We start from the raw sequence: 20,599 nt of genomic DNA on the forward strand, positions 1-20,599 counted from the left end.
TGCGCTGGAGGTTTGGAAAGCAAACCGGACTCCGGAGCGATCGCGCCTTACTAGCCGAAGAGGAATCCCCCATCGCGGACTCACGATGGCATCCCTGATGCCCTAATCAGGAAGGTTGTCCTCAACGCGAAAACAGGGATATCCCGACCCAGTGTCAAACAAAGCGGCTAAAAAAAGCGCCAAAACCAAAAACCAAGCCGATGGGTGGCACGTTTCTACGCCATTTGAGGATCGCGGGAGGGTTGAAAGACCCAAACCAGAGAGTCAGTTTTGTCCTCAGGGACGTGCTTTGCCATCGGGAAATTGCAATGTCGAGGTCTAGGTGGAAATTGGTTTTATGCAGAAATTCATGTCAATACCCCGATTAGAAACGTTACTTGCGGATCGCTATCAAATTATTCAAAGCCTGAGTAACCAGGATGTAGGAAAGACCTACATTGCTCGAGATACGCAACAATTGGGCCATCCGAAATGCGTTATCAAACAGCTTCAATTAACGAAAAACCCCCAAAGCTGCCTCAAATCAGCCCAGCGGTTGTTTGCCATTGAAGCCGAGATCCTGAAAAAACTCAGCATCCACGATCGGATTCCAAAATTATTACACTCCTTTACAGAAGCGAACTGTTTGTACGTAGTGCAAGAATTTATTGTCGGAGAAACCCTCACCGACTTGCTTCCGGTTGGCAAGCGCTACACTCAACCTTGGAGCGAACCCGAGTGCCTCCAGTTTTTGCACGAGATGTTAGAGATCCTCGAGTTCGTTCATCAGCAAGGAATCGTTCACTGCACTATCGCACCGGAAAAGATTATCAGACGTGAAGCTGATGGAAAATTCGTGCTGCTCGACTTTACAGCGGTGCAGGCAATTTCCCAACCTTATGTAACGAAGCGCGGAGAATTTTTAATTACCCTGCCAATGGGGACGTTTGGGTATTTACCGCCAGAGCAACTCACCGGTAATCCGCATCCGAATAGCGACCTATACGCCTTGGGTTTGATTGGCATCCAAGCACTGACGGGAAGACATCCGGCACAGTTAGAGGTTGACCCCACCACTGGGGATCTGCAGTGGGAGCGAGAACTGCTCGCCCCGGTGAGCGAAGGGTTGCAGGCGCTGTTAAGTCAGATGGTGAAGTATCACTGGAAAAATCGCTACCCCTCTACAGCAGCGGCGATCGCGGCACTGCAATCCCTCCAGGGGTCTGACGCCCAGGTAACCCGTGGGAAAAACAGCCCAGTGCAGAGCGCTCAATGCACGGCAACATCGGAGGAGAATTCCAAGGTGCTACAGATAACTGGTGAAGAACGGACCGGGGAGGATTGCAACGCTTCAATTCCGACGCCGACTTCTCTTTCCCGTTGCGAATTCGAGGGCGGTGTCCCAGAACAGTCTCATCCCGGGGTGGAAACGTCCGGGCCAGCAAAGGTAAATTTAGATTTAGAGTTAAAGGGGATGTCTTCTACAGCAGATACAAGTAATATGGTACCGGATGATGCGGAGTTGTCATCGGTACCCACAGGGAAGGCAAACTCTTCGCAGAATTCGACCCGCCCGATGCCCTCTGTTTTGTTATTGGGAATGTGGACTGGGATTACGGTGAATTCGCTGGTGATTACTGGTGGATTGACCTCTTTGCTGCATTTTTCTCCCTCAGATGAAGGGCCAGAGAAATTACGTCAGGCCACAGAGCAGTTTCATGCCGGGGATTATGAAAGCGCGATCGCGGCAGTGGAATCGATTCCCACCTTCAGTGCGGCATATTCCGATGCCCAGACCCTTTCCCGTCGCTGGCAGGAGGATTGGGAAAAAGCGGCGGAGAAATTTCCGTTAGTGGAACAAGCTTATCAGCAGGAGCGCTGGACCGAGGCGATCGCGATCGCCTCGGAGATTCCCGAGATTGAGTTTTGGCAAAATAAAATTGCGCCCCTAGTGGAGTCAGCCACGGAGAAAGTGGCTCCTTTGACCCCCGGGTGGTTAGAGACTGGATATGAAAAGGCGCGGGAAAGAGATTTTGAGGCGGCGTTAGAATACCTGACGAAAATTCCGCCAGGAACCCCTGCGTATGAGGCGGCGCAGGCGAAAATTCCCGAGTATCGAGAAAAGCGCGCGATCAAGCTGGAAGCTGAGGCGCACGAGTTAGTGAAACGGGCGTATGCAAAGGCGATCGCGAAAGATTTTGATGGGGCGATCGAGTTGCTTCTGACGGTGCCGAAGGATACGCCGACTTATAATAAGGTGCAAGAAAAAATTCGCGAGTACAAGGAAAAGCGGCGGATTAAGGGGAATAAATTGTTGCAACAAGCTTATGAGCGAGCGCGAGGTCAGGATTTTGCGGGGGCGATTCGCTTCTTGAAGCAAATTCCGAAAGGGACTCCTGCCTATGCGATGAGTCAAGTCAAGCAGGTGGAGTATGGGAAAAAGCTGCGGGTAGGTCGCAAGCGAGCAGCGGCGACGGGGGTGAGCGAAAGCCCGATTGCGGTTTCTCCTTTAACCCTGTCCTCGTTGGCCACTGAGGGGATGGAAGCGGGCGATCGGGGGACGCGGGTGGCGCTGGAGTCGCAGATTTCCGGGATAGTGGAGGAGTTAGAGCCGGGGGATTTTTTTCAAGAGGTGACGCTTGAGATGTTTTTGGTGTGAGGGGGAATAGTCGAGGGAGAATTTGGCCTCGAGGATGAGGGGTGACAGGTTGAGGGTTGAGGGAAAGGGATCCGCGTGTTGGGTGCTTTTCCCTCATTTTTTATGGGGGTGAGGGGGGATTTATTCGATTTCGGCTCGATCTACCGTGGCATCTCCCGGTCCGAGAATGAATTTGATGGGGAGGCGATTGGGGTGTGCTTTGGCCACGGTGCGATAAACTTGGTAGTTGGTGGGTTTTGCTACTTGGCGATCGCCGAGTTGATAGTTGAGTTCGTACTGGACGTTTTTTTGCAGTTGGGGGGTGCTGGCGGTTTCGTTGGGTTGTTTGCGTTGTTCGATTTCCTCTACTGTGGGACGGGGGGGAAGCGCCGGCCACCACAAACCGCGATCGTCTTCGAGGACCGCTCCTTCAGGTTTGATGCCGTTGCGATTGATTAAGGTGGTGGAGGCGAATGTTTCTTGGCGCGGGTATTTTCCTCCGCCTGGGGTTTTGGTATATTCGACTTGCCAGGTATATTTGACTATGGCGGTGGCGTCATAGCGATCGGTGATGATGTTATTGCAGCCGGTGAGGGCGAGAGCCAGGGTAAAGCCAGCGATCGCCATTCCCAGGAAGCGGCGTCGGCGATGGGGGCGAACCGGGCGAGGGTGTGGTGCCTGGGGTGCGACGGACCCCAGGCAGGAGTTTGATGAAAAATCTTGACCGGGTTGAAGCAAAATAATTTATTTTTTTTATCTCGGCGAACAAGTTTTGGGAGAATTTTGATTTTCTATTCTAACATAACGGTAGCGGGATGTAGGTTGGGGAAAAATTAAATTAAATAAACTTTTTTGAAGAAAAGCAAATGCCATTTGCGCCATTGTATCCAATTGTGTATCGAATTTTGAAGCCTTGTTTTGGGAGTTGTCTGTGGTCGGGGAGTGAAACCGAAGCGCAGATCGCTTTGACATTTGACGATGGTCCCCATCCGCAGTACACGCCAGAGTTGCTGGAGGTTTTGGATGAGTTCGGGATCGAGGCGAGTTTTTTTTGGTTGGGGGTTTGTGTGGAGCGATCGCCGCAGGTGGCGAAAGCGGTGTACGAGCGGGGTCATTGGATCGGGTTGCATGGCTACGAGCATCGGTCGTTTCCGCGATTGAGCGCCCGGGAGTTGCACGAGAGTTTGACGCGCACCCAAAGGGCGATCGCCAAGGCTTGTCACCTCGACCCACAGCAGGTTAATACCCAGATGCGAGATGTTCGTCCCCCAAATGGATTGTTTGTGCCTAAAACGTTGGAATACTTGCAGCGGTGGAATTATCGACCGGTGATGTGGAGTGTGGTGGTGGAAGACTGGTGGAGTCCGGGGGTGTCGGTTGTGGTGCAACGGGTGCTACAGCAAGTCCAAAACGGCTCTCATATTGTCTTGCATGATGGATGCTACGGTGGCGCAGATGTTGCTAAAATTACGGCGCAACTGATTCCCGAATTGTTGCAGCGCGGTTATCAATTTGTTACACTCGATCGGCTGTGGCATTCACTCAAATCACCGAATGTCTCGGGCGCAAAAGCTCCCTAGGGTGGGTCGCGATCGCGAAAGCCGTTCGCCGGAAACACTATCGGAAGCGTTACCCCGATTGGCATCCCTCTAGATATAGAGGAAGAGGCGACAAATGGCATGGAAAAGCCAGGGACTCGCGATCGCTCGCAATCGGCAGAAAAGACGATTCAAAGACAGATGAATGTCAGTATTACAATTCTTTTCATTTCTGCCCCACTCCAGCCAACCATGAGTGCCCCTTCGGTTGAGGGAATGTTAACTTATGCAATAAAAGCCCTGTCAAATTCGAGATGGATTGATTAAAATATCGAAGTGGACTTAACTTACGGAAATGGCTAATTGTGGCATCGCTCGCCCCTACCCGCCTACCTCAGCGCGCGGACAAACTCGCAAAAGTCGGCAGGAAAGAATCCTTCAGCACAGATGACGTTATGCGCCGATGCCCTCGGCAGTTAACGGGATTTGCAGTGGCGTTGCGTGACAAAGGTCGCGAAAATCAAGCGCATTTTTCGACTACACCCCCACCGGGGAAGAACGAAGCGCTCGAGGAAGAACGCTTTCCCACTGCCCGCCAAAAAAAAAGGGTATCCTATGCTCGTAGAGGATTGGATTCCTGGGGGCGATTCCCGTGAAATATCTGGCCAAAAAATGATGGGAAGATCCGCAAAAATCATCCGTAGAACAGTAATGAAGCAAAAATGCGAAACCCCGTGGAATGCAGCAGTGTGATTCACTCCTTGCCAAATCCAATCAGAAGACCAACCAGATGCGAATGCATCAGACAAATTGGGGCAAGCTGAATAAAGTGGTGGATGAATTTTCCCCGAGGGGGCTTGCCCCTAAAGCACAAAATTCATTTCTTTGTTAAAATTTCAATCTGAATATGAATAGGAGGCGATCGGTCAAATCAACTCGGGAGCTTACCCGTCAAAGCCACCAAACACGCCAGATGGCTATCGATGGATCTATATGAAGGAAATCAAGTGAAGATGGGTGCATTGATTCTTAGATTGCTGGGAACTCAAAGGGCAAAACTTGCCTTCCAGTGTATGGGTAAACAGCGACAACTGAATGTAAAGAGTTTGTCAAGATGGGGATACAGTGGTTATGCCTTGTTCTCGCACCCGAGCCATTGAAAGCGCGATCTGGCAGCGGATCGCCCGGGGCGATGGTGCAGGTCAGATGCGGATGTCAGGAGGTTGCTTCCTTAGAGATCCCGACTGGCAAATAAACCCAGACAACAAGCGTGCATTTTTTGTGAAAAAGGCTACAATTGGTGCATGTCTTTGCGCCTACCGCACAGAACCCAAACTGAAGAGAACACTTCTAGTTAACCGTTTCGTGGATTGGGAATAATTAATGAGATACAGGTTCTGTTCTAGTTACTCGTGGATGGAGAGCAGTTGAAACGCAATTGCCACCCAGTGTTTGTCGCTCAGGCTTTGCGATAGGCGCAAGCTGACCGGATGACACGGGCCAGACCCGATCGCCTCTGGGAATCGTCACTGGAAAGTTGGGTTTTTCCGGTGGTATCGAGACCTTCTTAATCAGCCGGAAATGGGGGTAAAATCCACTGAGGGGCTAGAAATTGAGAACTGAATCCCGATCGCACATTTGAAAATTGTTGATTGTTTCATTAAGGAGCATGAGGAACGCGGCATGACCCAAGCTAACAACGTATTGGCACCCCTTGAGAACTCCGATCTCGAAGCGATCGGTCGGTCTCAAAATGAATTAGATATGCTAATCGATTCGTCCGACGAATCGATGCAAAACCGCTCGGGAGACGAGGAGGTGATGGAAACTTTGCCCGATGGCGAGGATGGCAAGTCGGCTAAACTGAGCGCTGCCCGTCGAAAACCCCAAGCCAAGAAGAAGCACTATAGTGAAGACTCGATCCGTCTGTATTTGCAAGAAATTGGTCGGATTCGACTGCTGCGCGCTGACGAAGAAATCGAACTGGCGCGTAAAATTGCAGACTTGCTCGAATTAGAGCGCATTCGCGAGCAACTCTGCGAACATATGGGACATGAGCCGAGTGAGGCGCAGTGGGCAGAAGCCGTAGATATGCCTTTACCCACGTTTCGCAATCGCCTTCATTTGGGCAGGCGGGCCAAGGACAAAATGGTACAGTCCAACTTGCGTCTGGTGGTTTCCATCGCTAAAAAATACATGAATCGGGGATTGTCTTTTCAAGATTTAATTCAAGAAGGCAGTCTCGGTTTGATACGCGCCGCCGAGAAATTCGACCACGAAAAAGGTTACAAATTCTCCACTTACGCGACTTGGTGGATTCGACAGGCGATTACGCGCGCGATCGCGGATCAATCTCGCACCATTCGCCTTCCGGTTCACCTCTACGAAACAATTTCTCGCATTAAGAAAACCACGAAGCTTCTTTCTCAAGAAATGGGTCGCAAACCCACGGAAGAAGAAATCGCAACTCGCATGGAAATGACCATCGAAAAGTTGCGCTTTATTGCTAAATCGGCTCAATTACCGATTTCTCTCGAAACTCCGATCGGCAAAGAAGAAGACTCTCGCTTGGGGGATTTTATCGAATCTGATGGGGAAAACCCAGAAGACCAAGTGTCTAAAAATCTCCTGCGCGAAGACCTCGAAAGCGTCCTCGACACACTTAGCCCGCGCGAACGCGATGTGTTGCGCTTGCGCTACGGGTTGGACGATGGTCGGATGAAAACGCTAGAAGAAATCGGCCAAATATTTAACGTCACTCGCGAACGCATTCGCCAAATTGAGGCGAAAGCACTGCGGAAGTTGCGCCATCCCAATCGCAACAGCATCCTGAAAGAATATATTCGCTAATCGCGCCCCACTGGGTTAGGGATGGGGGTCAATTCGGTGGCGATCGCCCTTGACCCCCCGCTTGGTTCATCAATCCCTACGCACCAACTATGACCCTCGAAAAACAACTGGCAGTTCCGACGGGAACTACCAGCTATTTTTTTTTTCACCTTGCCACAGGGGGGACAAAACTCACGTGAGCATTAAACCCACAACCGAGATTTTTGTTCCCCTACGCGCGATCGCCCCCTGGTGCAACAGCCAGAGTTGAACCAGATTCGCCGCACTCTCCTTTTCTCGCCTAGCTGGCGATCGGGCGAGGCGATCGGGCCTTTCATCCCCTAGGGATACTGAAAAGCAGTGAGTGGCTTGTATGGAGAAATCACCAACAGGTTTGTGGTACAATCATTTCATCTCGAGCGCTACGGTAAAGGGCGCAACACCGATTCCGAATTCATCCGCAGATTTTGTAACGTTTGGTTAAAAAAATCGCACCTAGCATTGCCAAAGAAGCAACGTTGTGGTAACAAAAGCTAGGGAGCCGATCCCTGGCGGTGGAAGTAGGTGCAGGTCGCTCAAGCACTGGCCGAAAAAATGGCCAACCCCGTATCGGGATCGAACAGATGAATCTTATCCCGAGCGATCGCTAGCCACAGTTCTTCCCCAGGACGCACGAACCAATCCGGTGCGATTCGCGCCTGGAGGGTGACGGGGGGTGACGCGCCCACCAAGGTTCCGGCAATATAGGTTTCATGTCCCAAGGCTTCCACCAGGTCTATTTTCACCATCAAATTTTTCGTGGCGGCGGGACTGATATTCAAGTGTTCCGGTCGGATGCCTAAAATTAACGACTGTCCGTCATAGCCTTGTAACGGTTCTGCCCACGATTGTGGCAGCGTAAAGCGAAATGACTCGTGGGTAATTCCCAACGGGGCTTTAAACTTAACTGGGATAAAGTTCATCGGGGGCGAACCGATGAACTCGGCCACGAATAAGTTAGCCGGACGGTGATACAATTCCAACGGCGGCGCGATCTGTTGGATCGCCCCGGCATTCATTACCGCAATCCGATCGCCCATCGTCATGGCTTCGGTTTGGTCGTGGGTGACGTAAATCGTCGTAGTGCCTAACTGACGCTGTAGCTTGACGATTTGGCTGCGGGTTTCGGCTCTGAGTTTCGCGTCTAAATTGGAGAGCGGCTCATCCATTAAAAAAACTTGGGGGTTGCGCGCCATTGCGCGACCCAGTGCCACCCGCTGCTTTTGTCCCCCAGAAAGCTCTTTTGGTTTGCGATCGAGCAGCACTTCGATTTGCAGCAATTGAGCCACCATTCGCACCCGGCGATCCACTTCGCGCTCTTTTTCTGAGAGATAGCGCCAGGGTTTTGGGAAATTGCGCGTCATGGCAACTAACGCATCTTCCGCCCAACCGGGAATTGAGGAGGCACGCTCCACTGAGGTTCCTAATTCCGACCCTTGTCCCCTCTGCGCCACGATGGTGCGCCGCAACCCAAAGGCAAGATTGTCATAAACCTTCAGGTGGGGGTAAAGGGCGTAGGTTTGAAAGACCATCGCAATGTCGCGTTGTTTCGGGGGCAACTCGTCGATCGCGCGATCGCCCACCCAGATATTTCCCGCCGTCAGTTCTGATAACCCCGCAATTAACCGCAATAGGGTACTTTTTCCGCATCCGGATGGCCCGACTAATACCATAAATTCGCCATCTTCCACGGTTAGGTTGATTCGCCGCAAGACTTGGGCGCTTTTGCTCGGCGATCGCCCCGATGCCTCATCTGCTACTAACCGGGGATCTGTGGGGGATTTTGCCGCGATCGCGCGGCGGCTGTAAGTTTTGTAAACGTTTTCGATAACAACCTGTGCCACGATTAATTCCCGATGACCTCCACTCAATGCCACTTGCGATCTGTTTTTATTGTCTTTTATTGTTGCGCCGATCGTTCGCTTTGAGCTAATTCCTCGATCTATCTCCCTGCCCCGGATCCCTCTTTAGCGCTTGTTGCAAAACGCGATCCCTATCTTCCCTCTCCCCGTGCTACCTTCGATCGTGTTATCTTAGCGATTATCATATTTTTGCAGCATTGTCAAATTCCTTCCCCCAACCTGCATAACAAGTTGCCAACTGTCAACCCTCGTTATTTATCTTGGCTCTCGCTTTGTGATAAAAAGTCCGGTGGGTTAGAGGAGGCAGGTATATATAGCGATCGAGGCCGAGGGCAGGGTTAGGTTCCGCTTGTCCCTCCGCCTCCTTCGGTGTTGAAAACCCCGAAAGAGACTGCCTTTAGGGTATATAAAAAACATAAACCATCGATGCAAGGGAGATGTCCGGGGTAGATACAAAAGGGTTCCTTAAAAATACAACGCGAACCACGACCGACGGTTAGGGAAAATTGGGCGGGCTTCAAAAGCGGACTTTATAGAGATTAAACAATTCTCCCGGCAGACGTTTCACGATTTTAGCGCCTGTGGATTTTATAAGTTTTTCCCATTCATGGAGGGATTCCAAAAAGACTTCCGCACCGAGATAGGTTTCTAAAATGGCCCAATTTTCTGCGATCGGGGAATCGGGGTCGAGAACGTCAAAGACAAAATAGCTTTGTGGTTTTAAAACCCGCTGCACCTGAGCCATAACAGAAGACCAATACTCGAGGGGATAATAGCAGCTAAAGCCGGTAGCGATCGCGAGATCGAAGCGATCGTCCTCATCGCTCAAGCGATGTGCCGGGGAGAGTTCGACCCCTTTAAACAGCTTAGAATTGAGCTGGGGGCCACGGGAATTGAGGAGATCGCGAGCCTCGGTACTGATTTCGCGACCGTAAAAATAAGCGCGCCAATCTCGCCAGGGATAGACCAAAAAGCTGACTCCGCAGCCGAGATCGAGACAGTGTTGGTTTTTTTGAGGTTGAGCGAGTTCCCAGAAAGGGGAACTCGTTTTCGCGTGTAAGGTACCAGAAGCGCGATCGTGAAAAATCGGCATTGCCTCCACCTCAGAGGGGAGCTCGAAGGCATCGCCGCGATATTCCCGGTTAAAGCGAGTAGAGATAGCCGAGGTGCGATCGCGCCAAGGGTCAGAACCGAAGCGATCGCCCGGTGAAGGGGTAATATGGCGCGGTTTAGACATGAGCTGACTTCCCCATCCGAGACCTCCGATGTCACGTTATCGACTTGCAATTGTGTAGCTAGTTATTTTCCTTTGAGGGCTTTGTTAAAATTTTTGCGATAAGACTTATTCGCAATCAAGACAGGCCACAACAAAGTCAAATAAAGGCGACCTTCGCTGAAGTTGGTGCGTTTAAAGCCTTTCCAGAACTTCCAGCCACCACCAGCATAGACGACCAGCAATAAGAAACTCAATATTTCCATATTTGCCACCTGTGGGATAAGGATCTAGATGAACGACGGTGCAACACTGCACAAGCGGTTAAAAAAGAGCGTACGCCTTCCAGTAGAGACCCCTGCAAAATAGAAGTAGGCCACAGTACCGCCGCTAGAGAGTATTGTACCGCGTGCAAGGAGGTAAAAGGATTCGCCGGGAGATGATAGGCTCGAGAGGGAACAGCGAAGAGCAACCGCGAGGGTGGATCCGACCCAGGAAGAGAATGGTACAGAAGCAAAGAGGCGACGAACATCCAACTCATAATCCAGGGGCACACCCCAAAACCGGGCGGGGTTTCATCAAAATTACACCGCTAGGGTGTAGACTGAGCCGTAAGCCTTCCTAAATAATCAAACAGGCCAAGTCCCGCAAAGACGAGCGTCAAGTTGCCAGTCAAACCGCCACTATTCACCCTTGTCTGAGATGGAGAGGCCAAGGAGGAGGCAAACCAAGCGAACCCAGGAGATATAGTCTGGTAAGTGTTCAGTTGCTAGAGTGCCGATAGAGAGCGTTAGCCCAAGGAAAGGGGGTAAGCTGAGAAGCTCATAGATGCGACAAGCATAAGATACTAGAGTACGAAGATCGCTGACAAGACATAAACCAGAAGCGAAGCGATCGCGGAGTAAAAATACCCAACAAGGAGGAACTATGCGAGCAGTGCTGATGGCTGGCGGTTCGGGAACCCGCCTGAGACCGCTGACCTGCGATTTGCCCAAACCGATGGTGCCGATTTTAAACCGACCCATTGCCGAACATATCGTCAATCTCCTCAAGCGGCACGGGATCGAAGAAATCATCGCCACCCTGCACTATCTTCCCGACGTCATGCGGGACTACTTCCAAGATGGCAGTGAGTTTGGGGTGCAGATGACCTATGCAGTCGAAGAGGATCAACCCCTAGGAACGGCAGGATGCGTCAAAAATATTGCCGAACTCCTCGACGACACCTTTTTCGTCATTAGCGGAGATAGTATTACCGACTTCGATCTCAGCGCAGCGGTAAAATTTCATAAAGAGCAGGGATCCAAAGCGACCTTAGTGTTGACGCGGGTTCCCAACCCCATCGAATTTGGGGTAGTGATTACCGATGAAGACCAGCGGATCAAGCGGTTTTTAGAAAAACCCTCCACCAGCGAAATCTTCTCCGATACCGTCAACACCGGAACCTACATTTTAGAACCGGAAGTCCTGAAATATCTGCCTGCCAATCAAGAAAGCGACTTTTCCAAAGACTTATTCCCCTTGCTGCTAGAAAAAGGGGAACCGATGTACGGATATGTTGCCGAAGGGTACTGGTGCGACGTAGGGCACCTAGATGCCTATCGCGAGGCGCAATACGATGGACTCGATCGCAAAGTCCACCTAGATTACGCCTACGAAGAGCATTCCCCCGGCATCTGGGTGGGTCAGAACACCTATATCGATCCCAGTGCCAAGATTCAAACCCCAGCGCTGATCGGAGATAATTGCCGGATTGGGGCGCGGGTCTGCATTGAAGCCGGCACCGTGATTGGGGATAATGTGACCGTAGGAGCCGATGCCGACCTGAAGCGTCCGATTGTGTGGAACGGAGCGATCGTCGGGGAAGAAGCGCACTTGCGCGCTTGCGTTGCAGCGCGAGGGGTAAGAGTCGATCGCCGCGCCCATGTTCTAGAAGGGGCGGTGGTAGGATCCCTCTCCACTGTAGGAGAAGAAGCGCAAATCAGTCCTGCAGTGCGCGTTTGGCCGAGCAAGAAAATCGAATCCGGTGCCACCCTAAATATTAATTTAATTTGGGGTCATGCAGCACAGCGCAATCTATTCGGACAGCGAGGGGTATCCGGACTGGCGAATATCGATATTACGCCAGAATTTGCCGTGAAACTGGGGGCGGCCTATGGATCCACCTTAAAACCCGGTGCCAGCGTCACCGTATCGCGGGATCAGCGCAGTATTTCCCGGATGGTATCGCGATCGCTGATTGCCGGCTTGATGTCTGTAGGCACCAACGTGCAAAACCTGGAAGCCACCGCCATTCCCCTAGCGCGGTCCATCGTCCCCACCCTATCCGTGGAAGGGGGAATCCACGTGCGCCTGCACCCAGAACGCACCGACTCCCTCTTGATTGAATTCTTCGACGAGAAAGGCATCAATATCTCCAAGGCGCGGGAGAAAAAAATCGAAGGTGCCTATTTTAAAGAAGATTTCCGGCGCGCGCAGATTGAAGAAATCGGAAATATGGCGTACCCCAGCCAAGTGCTGGATCTCTACAGCACCGGATTTGAGAACCACCTCAACGTAGAAGCCATTCGCTGTAGCAATTCCAAAGTGGTAATCGACTATTCCTATGCCGTTTCCGGCGCGGTTCTGCCTGTGCTGCTGGCCAAATTTGGCTGCGACGCGGTGGTATTAAATGCCAGCTTGCGCCAAACCGCACCTTCCACGGAAGAGCGCGAGAATTTGCTGCAACAACTCGGTCAGGTGGTGGAAGCGTTACGCGCCAATTTTGGGGTGCAAGTTTCCGCCAATGGGGAACAGCTCATTTTAGTGGACGAAACCGGGGGTCAAATTCGCGGCGAATTGCTCAATGCCCTGATGACTCACATGATTTTGACCACCAACCCGCGCGGAACCGTGGTGGTGCCGGTGCATTCCTCCTCTGCAGTGGAACATATTGCCCGTCGTCACGATGGGAAGGTGATTCGCACCAAGGCAAATCCCACCGCCCTGATGGAAGCTTGTCAGGCGAATCAAAATGTGGTTCTCGGCGGGAGTGGCGAGATGGGCTTTATTTTCCCGCAACTGCATCCTGGATTTGATGCGATGTTCTGCATTGCTAAGGTGATTGAAATGCTGACGGTGCAGGAACAGTCTTTAGCGCAAATTCGCTCCGACGTGCCTCGGGTTTGCCACAAAACCTATACCGTGCGCTGTCCTTGGACTGTGAAAGGTGCTTTGATGCGTCATTTGGTAGAAACTCACCCAGGGGATAATTTAGAACTGGTGGATGGGGTGAAGATTTTCGATCGCCCCCACCAAGAAGATAGCTGGGTGTTGATTTTACCCGATGCTGGCGAACCAATGGTTCATATTTTCGCCAACAGTACCGATCGCGAATGGGTGGATGGAAGTTTGATGCAGTACCGCAAGTACGTGCAAGATTTCGTTCAAGAACAAGAAGGAGGTAACTCCATCTCGTTAGCGGAAAGTTAATCTCATCGACCCATAGCCGCATCGATTGAATCGCGAGTCAAACCCCCCTCGGCGGGGGGTTTGACTCGCGATTTCTTTATTGGCGATCGCAGTTGACCCGCTCGGGTATATAATTAATTATTGTAGGTCGGGGAACAGAAGAATTGAGGATTGAGTATTGAGTGTTGAAAGGTGAAAATTGAGTGGTGTTTCATGCTTCATTATTCGCGCTTGACGCGATCGCACCCCAGTCTCTACTCTTCTCCCCCGTTGAATCTCGAAATTCGGAGCTTTTTATGAATAGCTGCATTTTAATGGCCGAAATCGTTCAAGAGCCTCAACTTCGCTACACCAGCGATAACCTGGCTTTGGCAGAAATGTTGGTGGAGTTTCCCTCTTGGCGCGACACCGATCCCCCCTGTCATTTGAAAGTGATCGGATGGGGAAGATTCGCGGAAGAAATTCAGGGTCGCTATCACCCGGGCGATCGCGTGGTGATTGAAGGTCGCTTGAGTATGAACGTGGTAGAACGTCCCGAAGGCTTTAAAGAAAAACGAGCCGAATTGGTGGCCAAACGCATTCACAGTGTGGGGAAAGAAAGCGAAGTTCCTTCCCCGCCAGCCAAACCTTCTGCGACAAAGACAAACGTGGTTTCCTTGCAGTCTCGCCGCCCGCAACATGCTTCCGGTTCTCCCAAAACCGACGACGCAAACCACCCGTCCACTCCTGCTTCTCCTCCCGCACAACCCAGACAACCAGTTCCCTCCAAACCCTATCCCCTACCCACTCGCCAAACCTCTTCCTCCCAAGAACCGCCGATGGAGGAATACTCTGAAGATGATATTCCTTTCTAACTCCCTAACTCCCGGCGGTTTTCTCTCGCTTCTTTTAGTGTAAAGACTTACCCGTGCGGATCTTTACTCTAGGAGAAGTTTCTCTGAGATAGCACATCCCATAACTCCTTTCCCTGGAGACGGGCAACCGTTCGTCTCCGGTTTTCATATAGTATAAACCCGAAACAACTCCCACATCTGGCAAAACGCCTTCCCCACTCCAGACAAGAAAATTCCCCTCCTTCCCTGCCGGCTTGGTAATGGAAATAACAAAAAAAGAACGAAAGGGTATTGTCGCCTTCCTAACTATTTTTCCCCACCGAGGCAGCCGTTTGCAGCAAATCGCGAGCCTTTTTCTCGCCCGCGATCGCAACCCTGCTAAAGGCGCGCGATCGACAACTCAGGCCAATTGTTAAGGATTCTTAAAACGGCGATCGCCAGACTTGTCCGAAAAAGAATTCCAGGCTATACTAAAAAAATACTGCCTGCCAAGCCTCTGTCCGTCAACGCCTAAATGAAAATTGACCGAACTCACGGAGGTCTTCAAACCCTACAGGGAAAAGCGATTTTTCAAAAAACAGCGCCACTGCCAAGCCCCTGCATGTTCTAGAAAAACTAATAAATCCGGAAAGTCCAATAAAAATGTAGCAGCATGTAGACTCCGGACAGAAAAAAGCCAAAATCGGACTCAACTGCACCGATAAACCAACAGGCATAACGAAATGAACAACAATCGAGTGAGTTTTGACCCTCTGACCAATCATCTGAAAATTTTACAAACCGAGACGATTGGGCTGTTAGAAAAAATCGAAAAATTGATGGGTATTGCCCAGTCAAATCGGGGTAAAAAAGACGGAGAAAAATACCTGCAATTTCAGCAGGAAATTCACCATGCCATTCGCAATGTAGAACAACTGAAGCTAAAAATGGCGATCGCTGCCCCGATGAAAGCAGGGAAATCAACCATCGTCAATGCGCTCATCGGTCAGCCCTTGGTTCCCCGGCGCAATGCCGAGATGACGAATTTACCCCTTGAAGTTATTTTCAACGCCCAATTAAAACAGCCCATTTTGAGATTTACCCCGCAACCGATCTCCATTTTCGAGAAAAGCTTTAGCGCATTGCAAGCGCAAATCACAGAACTCGGAATCGAGAAAGTGCGCCAACAAATGGCGGAGTCTGCCCATTTCGGGGAAGAACTAGAAACTATGGCACAGCGATCGCACTTTTCCCTTGCGGCGCAAGTCTCCGGTTGCGAAGCGGTTTGCCAAACCCTAAACGATTGCAATGCGATCGTGCGGTTGAGCAAAATTATCGCCCCCGAAGCCGATCCCCTGAAATTTTTAACCGAACTTCCGCGTATTTTTACCCCATTTTGGGGATTACCAAAAAGCGAAACTCCAGAAATGCGGGGCAACCTAGTGATTGTGGATACGCCCGGGGTTAATGAAGCCGGCGAACCGCAATTAGCCTCCGTAGTGTTGGAACAACTGCGAAAAAGTTCGATGGTGGCGGTGGTACTGGATTTTACGCAACTGAAAACCCAAGCTGCAGAAGACATCAAACAAGAGGTACAAAAGGTCATCCAACTGAGAGGAAAAGAGAATTTATTGGTCTTGGTCAATAAAATAGACCAGCGCCGGGAAGAAGATATGACCTCAGAAGAACTGCGGCAGTTTGTGGCGGCGGAATTTGGATTGGGGGAAAAAGCCGATCGCGATCGCCTGTTTGAAATTTCCGCCAGACAAGCCTTTGTAGCGGCGCAATTTCTCCAGGAGTTGCAGGAAAAACCGGGGGTAGAAATTGCCCAGCTAAAAACCGCGCGATCGCTAGCGCAAGAAGTATTTGGCATAGACTGGGAAGAAGACCTGGAAGATGCCACCTTGGCTCAGTTGCAGAAAAAAGCCCAGCGACTTTGGCAACGATCGGGCTTTGCACCCTTCCTAGAAAGTGCGATCGACCTGCTCATCGAACGGGCGGCACCTCGCTGTATTAAATCGGCTTTAAATCTCAGCAAGAGCCAGATTTTAACCCTCTGCAACGATACAGATTTACAAGAAACTGCAGTCGGGAAATCCGCCGAAGAGTTGAAGGTGCAAATCAGACGATTGGCGGAGTATCTTTATCTCGTCGAACTGTGGCGAAAACTAGCCAAACAAGTAGAGGAAGAACTCAAACCCCGACTGTTGATTGAAATCAACCAAGATTTAGTCAGCCTCAAACGGAATTTGCGACTATCTCTAGAACGGTATTTTTACCAAGAAGAATATCGCCAAGCTTCCCCGGTGAAAAAATTCCGGGTGGGGTTGGTGCAAAAAATCAACGGCGGACAAACCGATCGGACGCAAGGGGGGTTGCAGTGGCTCGAATCACAGCTAGAATTTAAGTCTACCGGATACTTGCAGTTTGCTAAGCTAGAAAACGCCCAAGAGCAAGCCGATCGCGCTTATAATTCTGTCAAACCCGAACTGGTGAAGGCTCTGGATATGAAATACCAAGCCATTCAAACCGATATCGCGGACAAGCAGGGAAGTTTAGTAGAAACGCTGCAACAAGCGATGGGGATTTTAGGCGAACCCTATCAGGGGTGGGTGGCGGCTCATTTACCGCAAGCGATCGCCCAACCCAAACTCAAATTTGACCCGGACAATATTGAGGATTTGCAGCCTTCGATCGCGGAAAATTTGGTATTAGAAGAAACCGCTGATGGTCAGCGATCGGGTAATGTGTTGGGATGGTTGCCCTTCAATCAAGCCAATACGCCTCACTACTCGGTCTCGGTAAAAGACATTTTCGATATCTGCGAATTTGCCATCAATCGAGAAGTGGAACGCATTCGGGCTAAAGCCAAGGGATATTGGGAAATCCGAGTGAAAAATAGCCTGCAAACTGTCTTCGAGCAGCTTATCGCATTGGGGGAGAAACAGTGAAGGGGTAAGAATGGGGAAATGAGAAATAGTGGCGGTTTCTCATTTCTCCTGTCCCGCACGATGGGGGAGGGTGGGTAGGGAGATAGAGTTTCCCCCGAGGTGGGGGAAGGGGTTAGGAATTCACCGCCATGAGTTGTGGTGTGGGATTGGAAGAAGCCAAGGATTGTCGGAGGGGAATTTCGATGCGAAACTCGGCTCCGTTTCCGGGTTCGGAGAAGCAAGCGATCGCGCCTTTGTGTTTTTCCACCACAATTTTATAGCTAATCGACAGTCCCAACCCGGTGCCTTTGCCCACCGCTTTGGTGGTAAAAAATGGATCGAACAGACGCATTTTGACGTCTTCCGTCATCCCCGGACCATTATCGGAGATAATAATTGCCACTCGGTCAGGGGTGCGATCGCCAGTGAGCCATTCGGTGCGGATGGTAATTTGGGGAGAGGCGTTTTCTTGTGCTGTAGCGGGCTGATGGGGAGAGTTCTCGAGGGCATCGATCGCATTCCCTAAAATATTCATCAAAACCTGATTGAGCTGGCCCGGATAGCATTCGACTTTTGGTAACGAGGCATAGTCTTTGACCAGTTGGATTGATGGATGACCGGGTTTTGCTTTGAGACGATTTTGCAAGATTAATAACGTGCTGTCGATGCCTTCGTGAATGTCAGCCAATTTCATTTCGGCTTGATCCAAGCGCGAGAAATTCCGCAGAGACAGAACGATTTCGCGGATGCGATCGGCTCCAATTTTCATGGAGTTTAAAATGCAAGGCATATCCTCGCGCAAAAAGTCGAGTTCGATATTTTCCGCATGCTCTTGGATTTCTACGTGGGGTTCGGGATAGTGTTTTTGGTACAGTTCGATTAAGTCGAGCAAATCTTGGGTGTAACCGTCCACGTGAGAAAGATTGCCGTAAATAAAGTTCACCGGGTTGTTGATTTCATGGGCGACGCCGGCGACGAGTTGGCCCAAACTGGACATTTTTTCGCTTTGAATGAGCTGAGTTTGGGTTTGTTGGAGTTGGTGTAAGGCTTGTTGTAATTCTTGGGCTTTGGTTTCGGCGACTTGGGCGGCGGTGCGGGCTTGTTCGTAGAGTTCGGCTTGATGGATGGCGATCGCGAGTTGTTCGGCGAGTTGTTCGAGCAAATCGATTTCCGAGGAGCGCCATCGGCGGGGGCGATCGCACTGATGAACGATCAGCAGTCCCCATAATTGATTTGAACAACTGTGCAGGGGGACGATCAGACTCGATCGCACGTTGAGCCGTTTCCAACAAGCGTGCTTGGCGGCATCCACCGCCGGCGCGCGATCGATATCTTCGATGGCGCGCACCCCGAGGTTGTGTTGGTATTCCCGGGCGTAGGCGCGACAATTTCCATCAAAGCAGCGTTCTTGGCACAGTGCTTTCATCCGGGAGATACCCGGGAGATTTTCTTCCACCACCACTTGTCCGGTTTCAAGGTCCCTAAACTGATAAATCGCCACGCGATCGGTGTCGAGCAGTTGGCGGACTTCCCGGGCGATAGTTTGCAGGATAGTTTGCAAATCCAGGGTGCGGCGAATCTGTTCGCTAATGAAGCGCAAGAGGGATTCTCGCTCCATCGAGGCGCGAGTTTGGGCGTACAGACAAGCTTGCTGGATGGAGATGGCTAGTTGGTCTGCCACGGCTTGCGCCAATTCGCGGTCGTGTTTCGTCCAGTACCTTGTGTGAGAACACTGATTGATATAGAGTAGGGCATGCAATTTGCCGTTTGCCTGCACCGGCACCACCAGGGAGGATTTGATTTGCGCTTTTTGGTATTCTTCGTTTTGGCTGCCGATGCGGCGGTCTTGGCTGACATCAGCGATCGCCACCAGTGTTCGATGAGCGATCGTCCATTGGGTAATCGGGCCGTGAGTGTCGAAGTCCTCGAGGGAGGGTGAAAATGGCGCTCGGCAGACTTCAAACAAGTGCGATCGCCGGAACGCCACATCATTAGCGATGTCCCAAAAACAGGTTTCCGAGTGCTTGGGCGAGTCCTTCTCCGTCGGTTCTTGGTCTTCTACCAGATGCACCAAACAGCGATCGACCGCTAAAGCTTCTAACAGTTGGCCGATCGCTTGGTTTAAAATCACTTCCAAGTTAAAACTTTGACGGGTTTGGCTGGCAATTTGATTGACTAACCGCTCTCGCTGGGCTTGTTGGTGGATTTGTTCGTACATTTGCGCTTGCCGGATGGCGATTTCTAATTGTTGGGCGATTAACTGAACGAATTCGATTTCTGCAGCGGTCCAGGGGCGAGGTTCTTGTGAGAAACAAGCGACGAATCCCAACCATCCTTGCGATCCTTTTACCGGCACTAATAGATTGGCGATGCGCTCTTGTGGTTCCCTCTGCGAGATGTCCCCCCGGGTAGAATTCCATGAGGCACGGTCCGCGTTGGGTTCGCCCAATAACGGTTCTGGCGGACGGGCGAGGGGACAGTTGGCGATGATGCGGGTCATTGCGCCAAAGGCACCGGGTTGGGATATCGGTCCGGTGCTGACCATCATGCGTCCCTGAGCGATCGCGCTGGCGGCGGAACCAAAGACATCTAAGGAGTAATTGCCTATTTCCGAGAGTTTGCCGATCCCGCCACCGGCGGCGACTCCCGACTTGCAGTGGCAATCGCATACCACTTGCACCCGTTGCGATCGCTCAAAATACCATAAAAAACTACAGGCATCGAGGTCGAGCATTGCCGCAATTTCATCCACGGCGCTTTGCAGGATTGCTTTGAGATCCAAAGAATGCCAAATTTGGTCGATGACTTTTCGCAACAAGGCGCTGCGCTTTTGAGGGTCTTCGATGGGAGTGGGTTGCAACGGACTTCTCAGGGATACGGTTGGACTTACGCGAGGAAAGAGGAAAAAATTCTCGAACATAACGACTCATCACCCCAAATTTTCCTGGTGGGCAGCTTGGGCTATTTTCTGGGCGGAATGGCTTTTCCCAACCCCGGTTTCGGGGATTTTGTGCGTGTTATTCAGTTAATTTATCGAGTCAAAAAAAAAATTTATAAAAATTAAGCCGTAAGATGGCAAAGGTATGCCGTCCCGCTTGTTTTAATTTAAGATAGGTTTTCCGGTAAAAATGTATTCTGGGCTACATTTCTAGGGTACAACAGGGAGATGAATTTTTGACATTTGTTAATCAAATCTTTGGGATCGAAACCGAAAATCAAGATATCCTAACAAAACCGGGTTGGTCTCGTCAATCCCCAATCCCGAGGGCGGGCAAATCCAACCCGGATGAGGGGCATTAAATTCGTGAA

The 20,599-nt window shown here is 50.9% G+C and carries 11 protein-coding genes; 6 read left to right on the forward strand and 5 right to left on the reverse strand.

Annotation, left to right across the window (positions count from 1 at the left end; genetic code table 11):
• The first annotated feature begins 349 nt into the window (after nt 1-349).
• Entirely contained in the window at nt 350-2,638 is a 2,289-nt protein-coding gene (locus LKK83_RS10790; protein ID WP_324631105.1) for a serine/threonine-protein kinase, read from the forward strand.
• Between the two features lie 120 nt (nt 2,639-2,758).
• On the opposite strand, the gene LKK83_RS10795 is transcribed toward LKK83_RS10790, so the two are convergent.
• Nucleotides 2,759-3,355, reverse strand: a complete 597-nt coding sequence (locus LKK83_RS10795) for a hypothetical protein (RefSeq protein WP_324631106.1) — start codon at nt 3,353-3,355, stop codon at nt 2,759-2,761.
• A gap of 128 nt (nt 3,356-3,483) precedes the next feature.
• On the opposite strand from LKK83_RS10795, the gene LKK83_RS10800 reads away from it, so the two are divergent.
• Together LKK83_RS10800 and rpoD are read left to right on the forward strand one after the other, a co-directional pair.
• Nucleotides 3,484-4,197 (forward strand): polysaccharide deacetylase family protein, encoded by a 714-nt coding sequence (locus LKK83_RS10800; RefSeq protein ID WP_324631108.1) that lies wholly within the window; start codon nt 3,484-3,486, stop codon nt 4,195-4,197.
• Between the two features lie 1,641 nt (nt 4,198-5,838).
• Nucleotides 5,839-7,005, forward strand: a complete 1,167-nt coding sequence (gene rpoD, locus LKK83_RS10805) for an RNA polymerase sigma factor RpoD (RefSeq protein WP_324631109.1) — start codon at nt 5,839-5,841, stop codon at nt 7,003-7,005.
• A 554-nt stretch (nt 7,006-7,559) separates the two neighbouring features.
• On the opposite strand, the gene LKK83_RS10810 is transcribed toward rpoD, so the two are convergent.
• The 3 genes from LKK83_RS10810 to LKK83_RS10820 form a co-directional block, all read right to left on the reverse strand.
• Nucleotides 7,560-8,867, reverse strand: a complete 1,308-nt coding sequence (locus tag LKK83_RS10810; RefSeq protein ID WP_324631127.1) for an ABC transporter ATP-binding protein — start codon at nt 8,865-8,867, stop codon at nt 7,560-7,562.
• 535 nt (nt 8,868-9,402) lie between these two features.
• Nucleotides 9,403-10,122: a class I SAM-dependent methyltransferase gene (locus tag LKK83_RS10815; RefSeq protein WP_324631110.1), complete on the reverse strand. Its 720-nt coding sequence runs from the start codon at nt 10,120-10,122 to the stop codon at nt 9,403-9,405.
• Between the two features lie 62 nt (nt 10,123-10,184).
• Nucleotides 10,185-10,364, reverse strand: a complete 180-nt coding sequence (locus LKK83_RS10820) for a hypothetical protein (RefSeq protein ID WP_324631128.1) — start codon at nt 10,362-10,364, stop codon at nt 10,185-10,187.
• A 661-nt stretch (nt 10,365-11,025) separates the two neighbouring features.
• Between LKK83_RS10820 and LKK83_RS10825 the strand changes: the two genes are divergently transcribed.
• The 3 genes from LKK83_RS10825 (at nt 11,026) to LKK83_RS10835 (ending at nt 17,311) form a co-directional block, all read left to right on the forward strand.
• Nucleotides 11,026-13,569, forward strand: coding sequence for a mannose-1-phosphate guanyltransferase (locus tag LKK83_RS10825; protein ID WP_324631111.1), 2,544 nt, complete (start codon nt 11,026-11,028; stop codon nt 13,567-13,569).
• A gap of 275 nt (nt 13,570-13,844) precedes the next feature.
• Nucleotides 13,845-14,402, forward strand: a complete 558-nt coding sequence (locus LKK83_RS10830) for a single-stranded DNA-binding protein (RefSeq protein ID WP_324631112.1) — start codon at nt 13,845-13,847, stop codon at nt 14,400-14,402.
• Between the two features lie 701 nt (nt 14,403-15,103).
• Nucleotides 15,104-17,311 carry a dynamin family protein gene (locus LKK83_RS10835; RefSeq protein ID WP_324631113.1) on the forward strand — a complete coding sequence of 736 codons (2,208 nt, stop codon included), beginning with the start codon at nt 15,104-15,106 and terminating at the stop codon, nt 17,309-17,311.
• 112 nt (nt 17,312-17,423) lie between these two features.
• On the opposite strand, the gene LKK83_RS10840 is transcribed toward LKK83_RS10835, so the two are convergent.
• Nucleotides 17,424-20,150 (reverse strand): GAF domain-containing protein, encoded by a 2,727-nt coding sequence (locus LKK83_RS10840; RefSeq protein ID WP_324631114.1) that lies wholly within the window; start codon nt 20,148-20,150, stop codon nt 17,424-17,426.
• Nucleotides 20,151-20,599 lie beyond the last annotated feature (449 nt).

Source organism: Phormidium sp. CCY1219 (assembly GCF_035615515.1).
Lineage (GTDB): Bacteria > Cyanobacteriota > Cyanobacteriia > Cyanobacteriales > Laspinemataceae > CCY1219.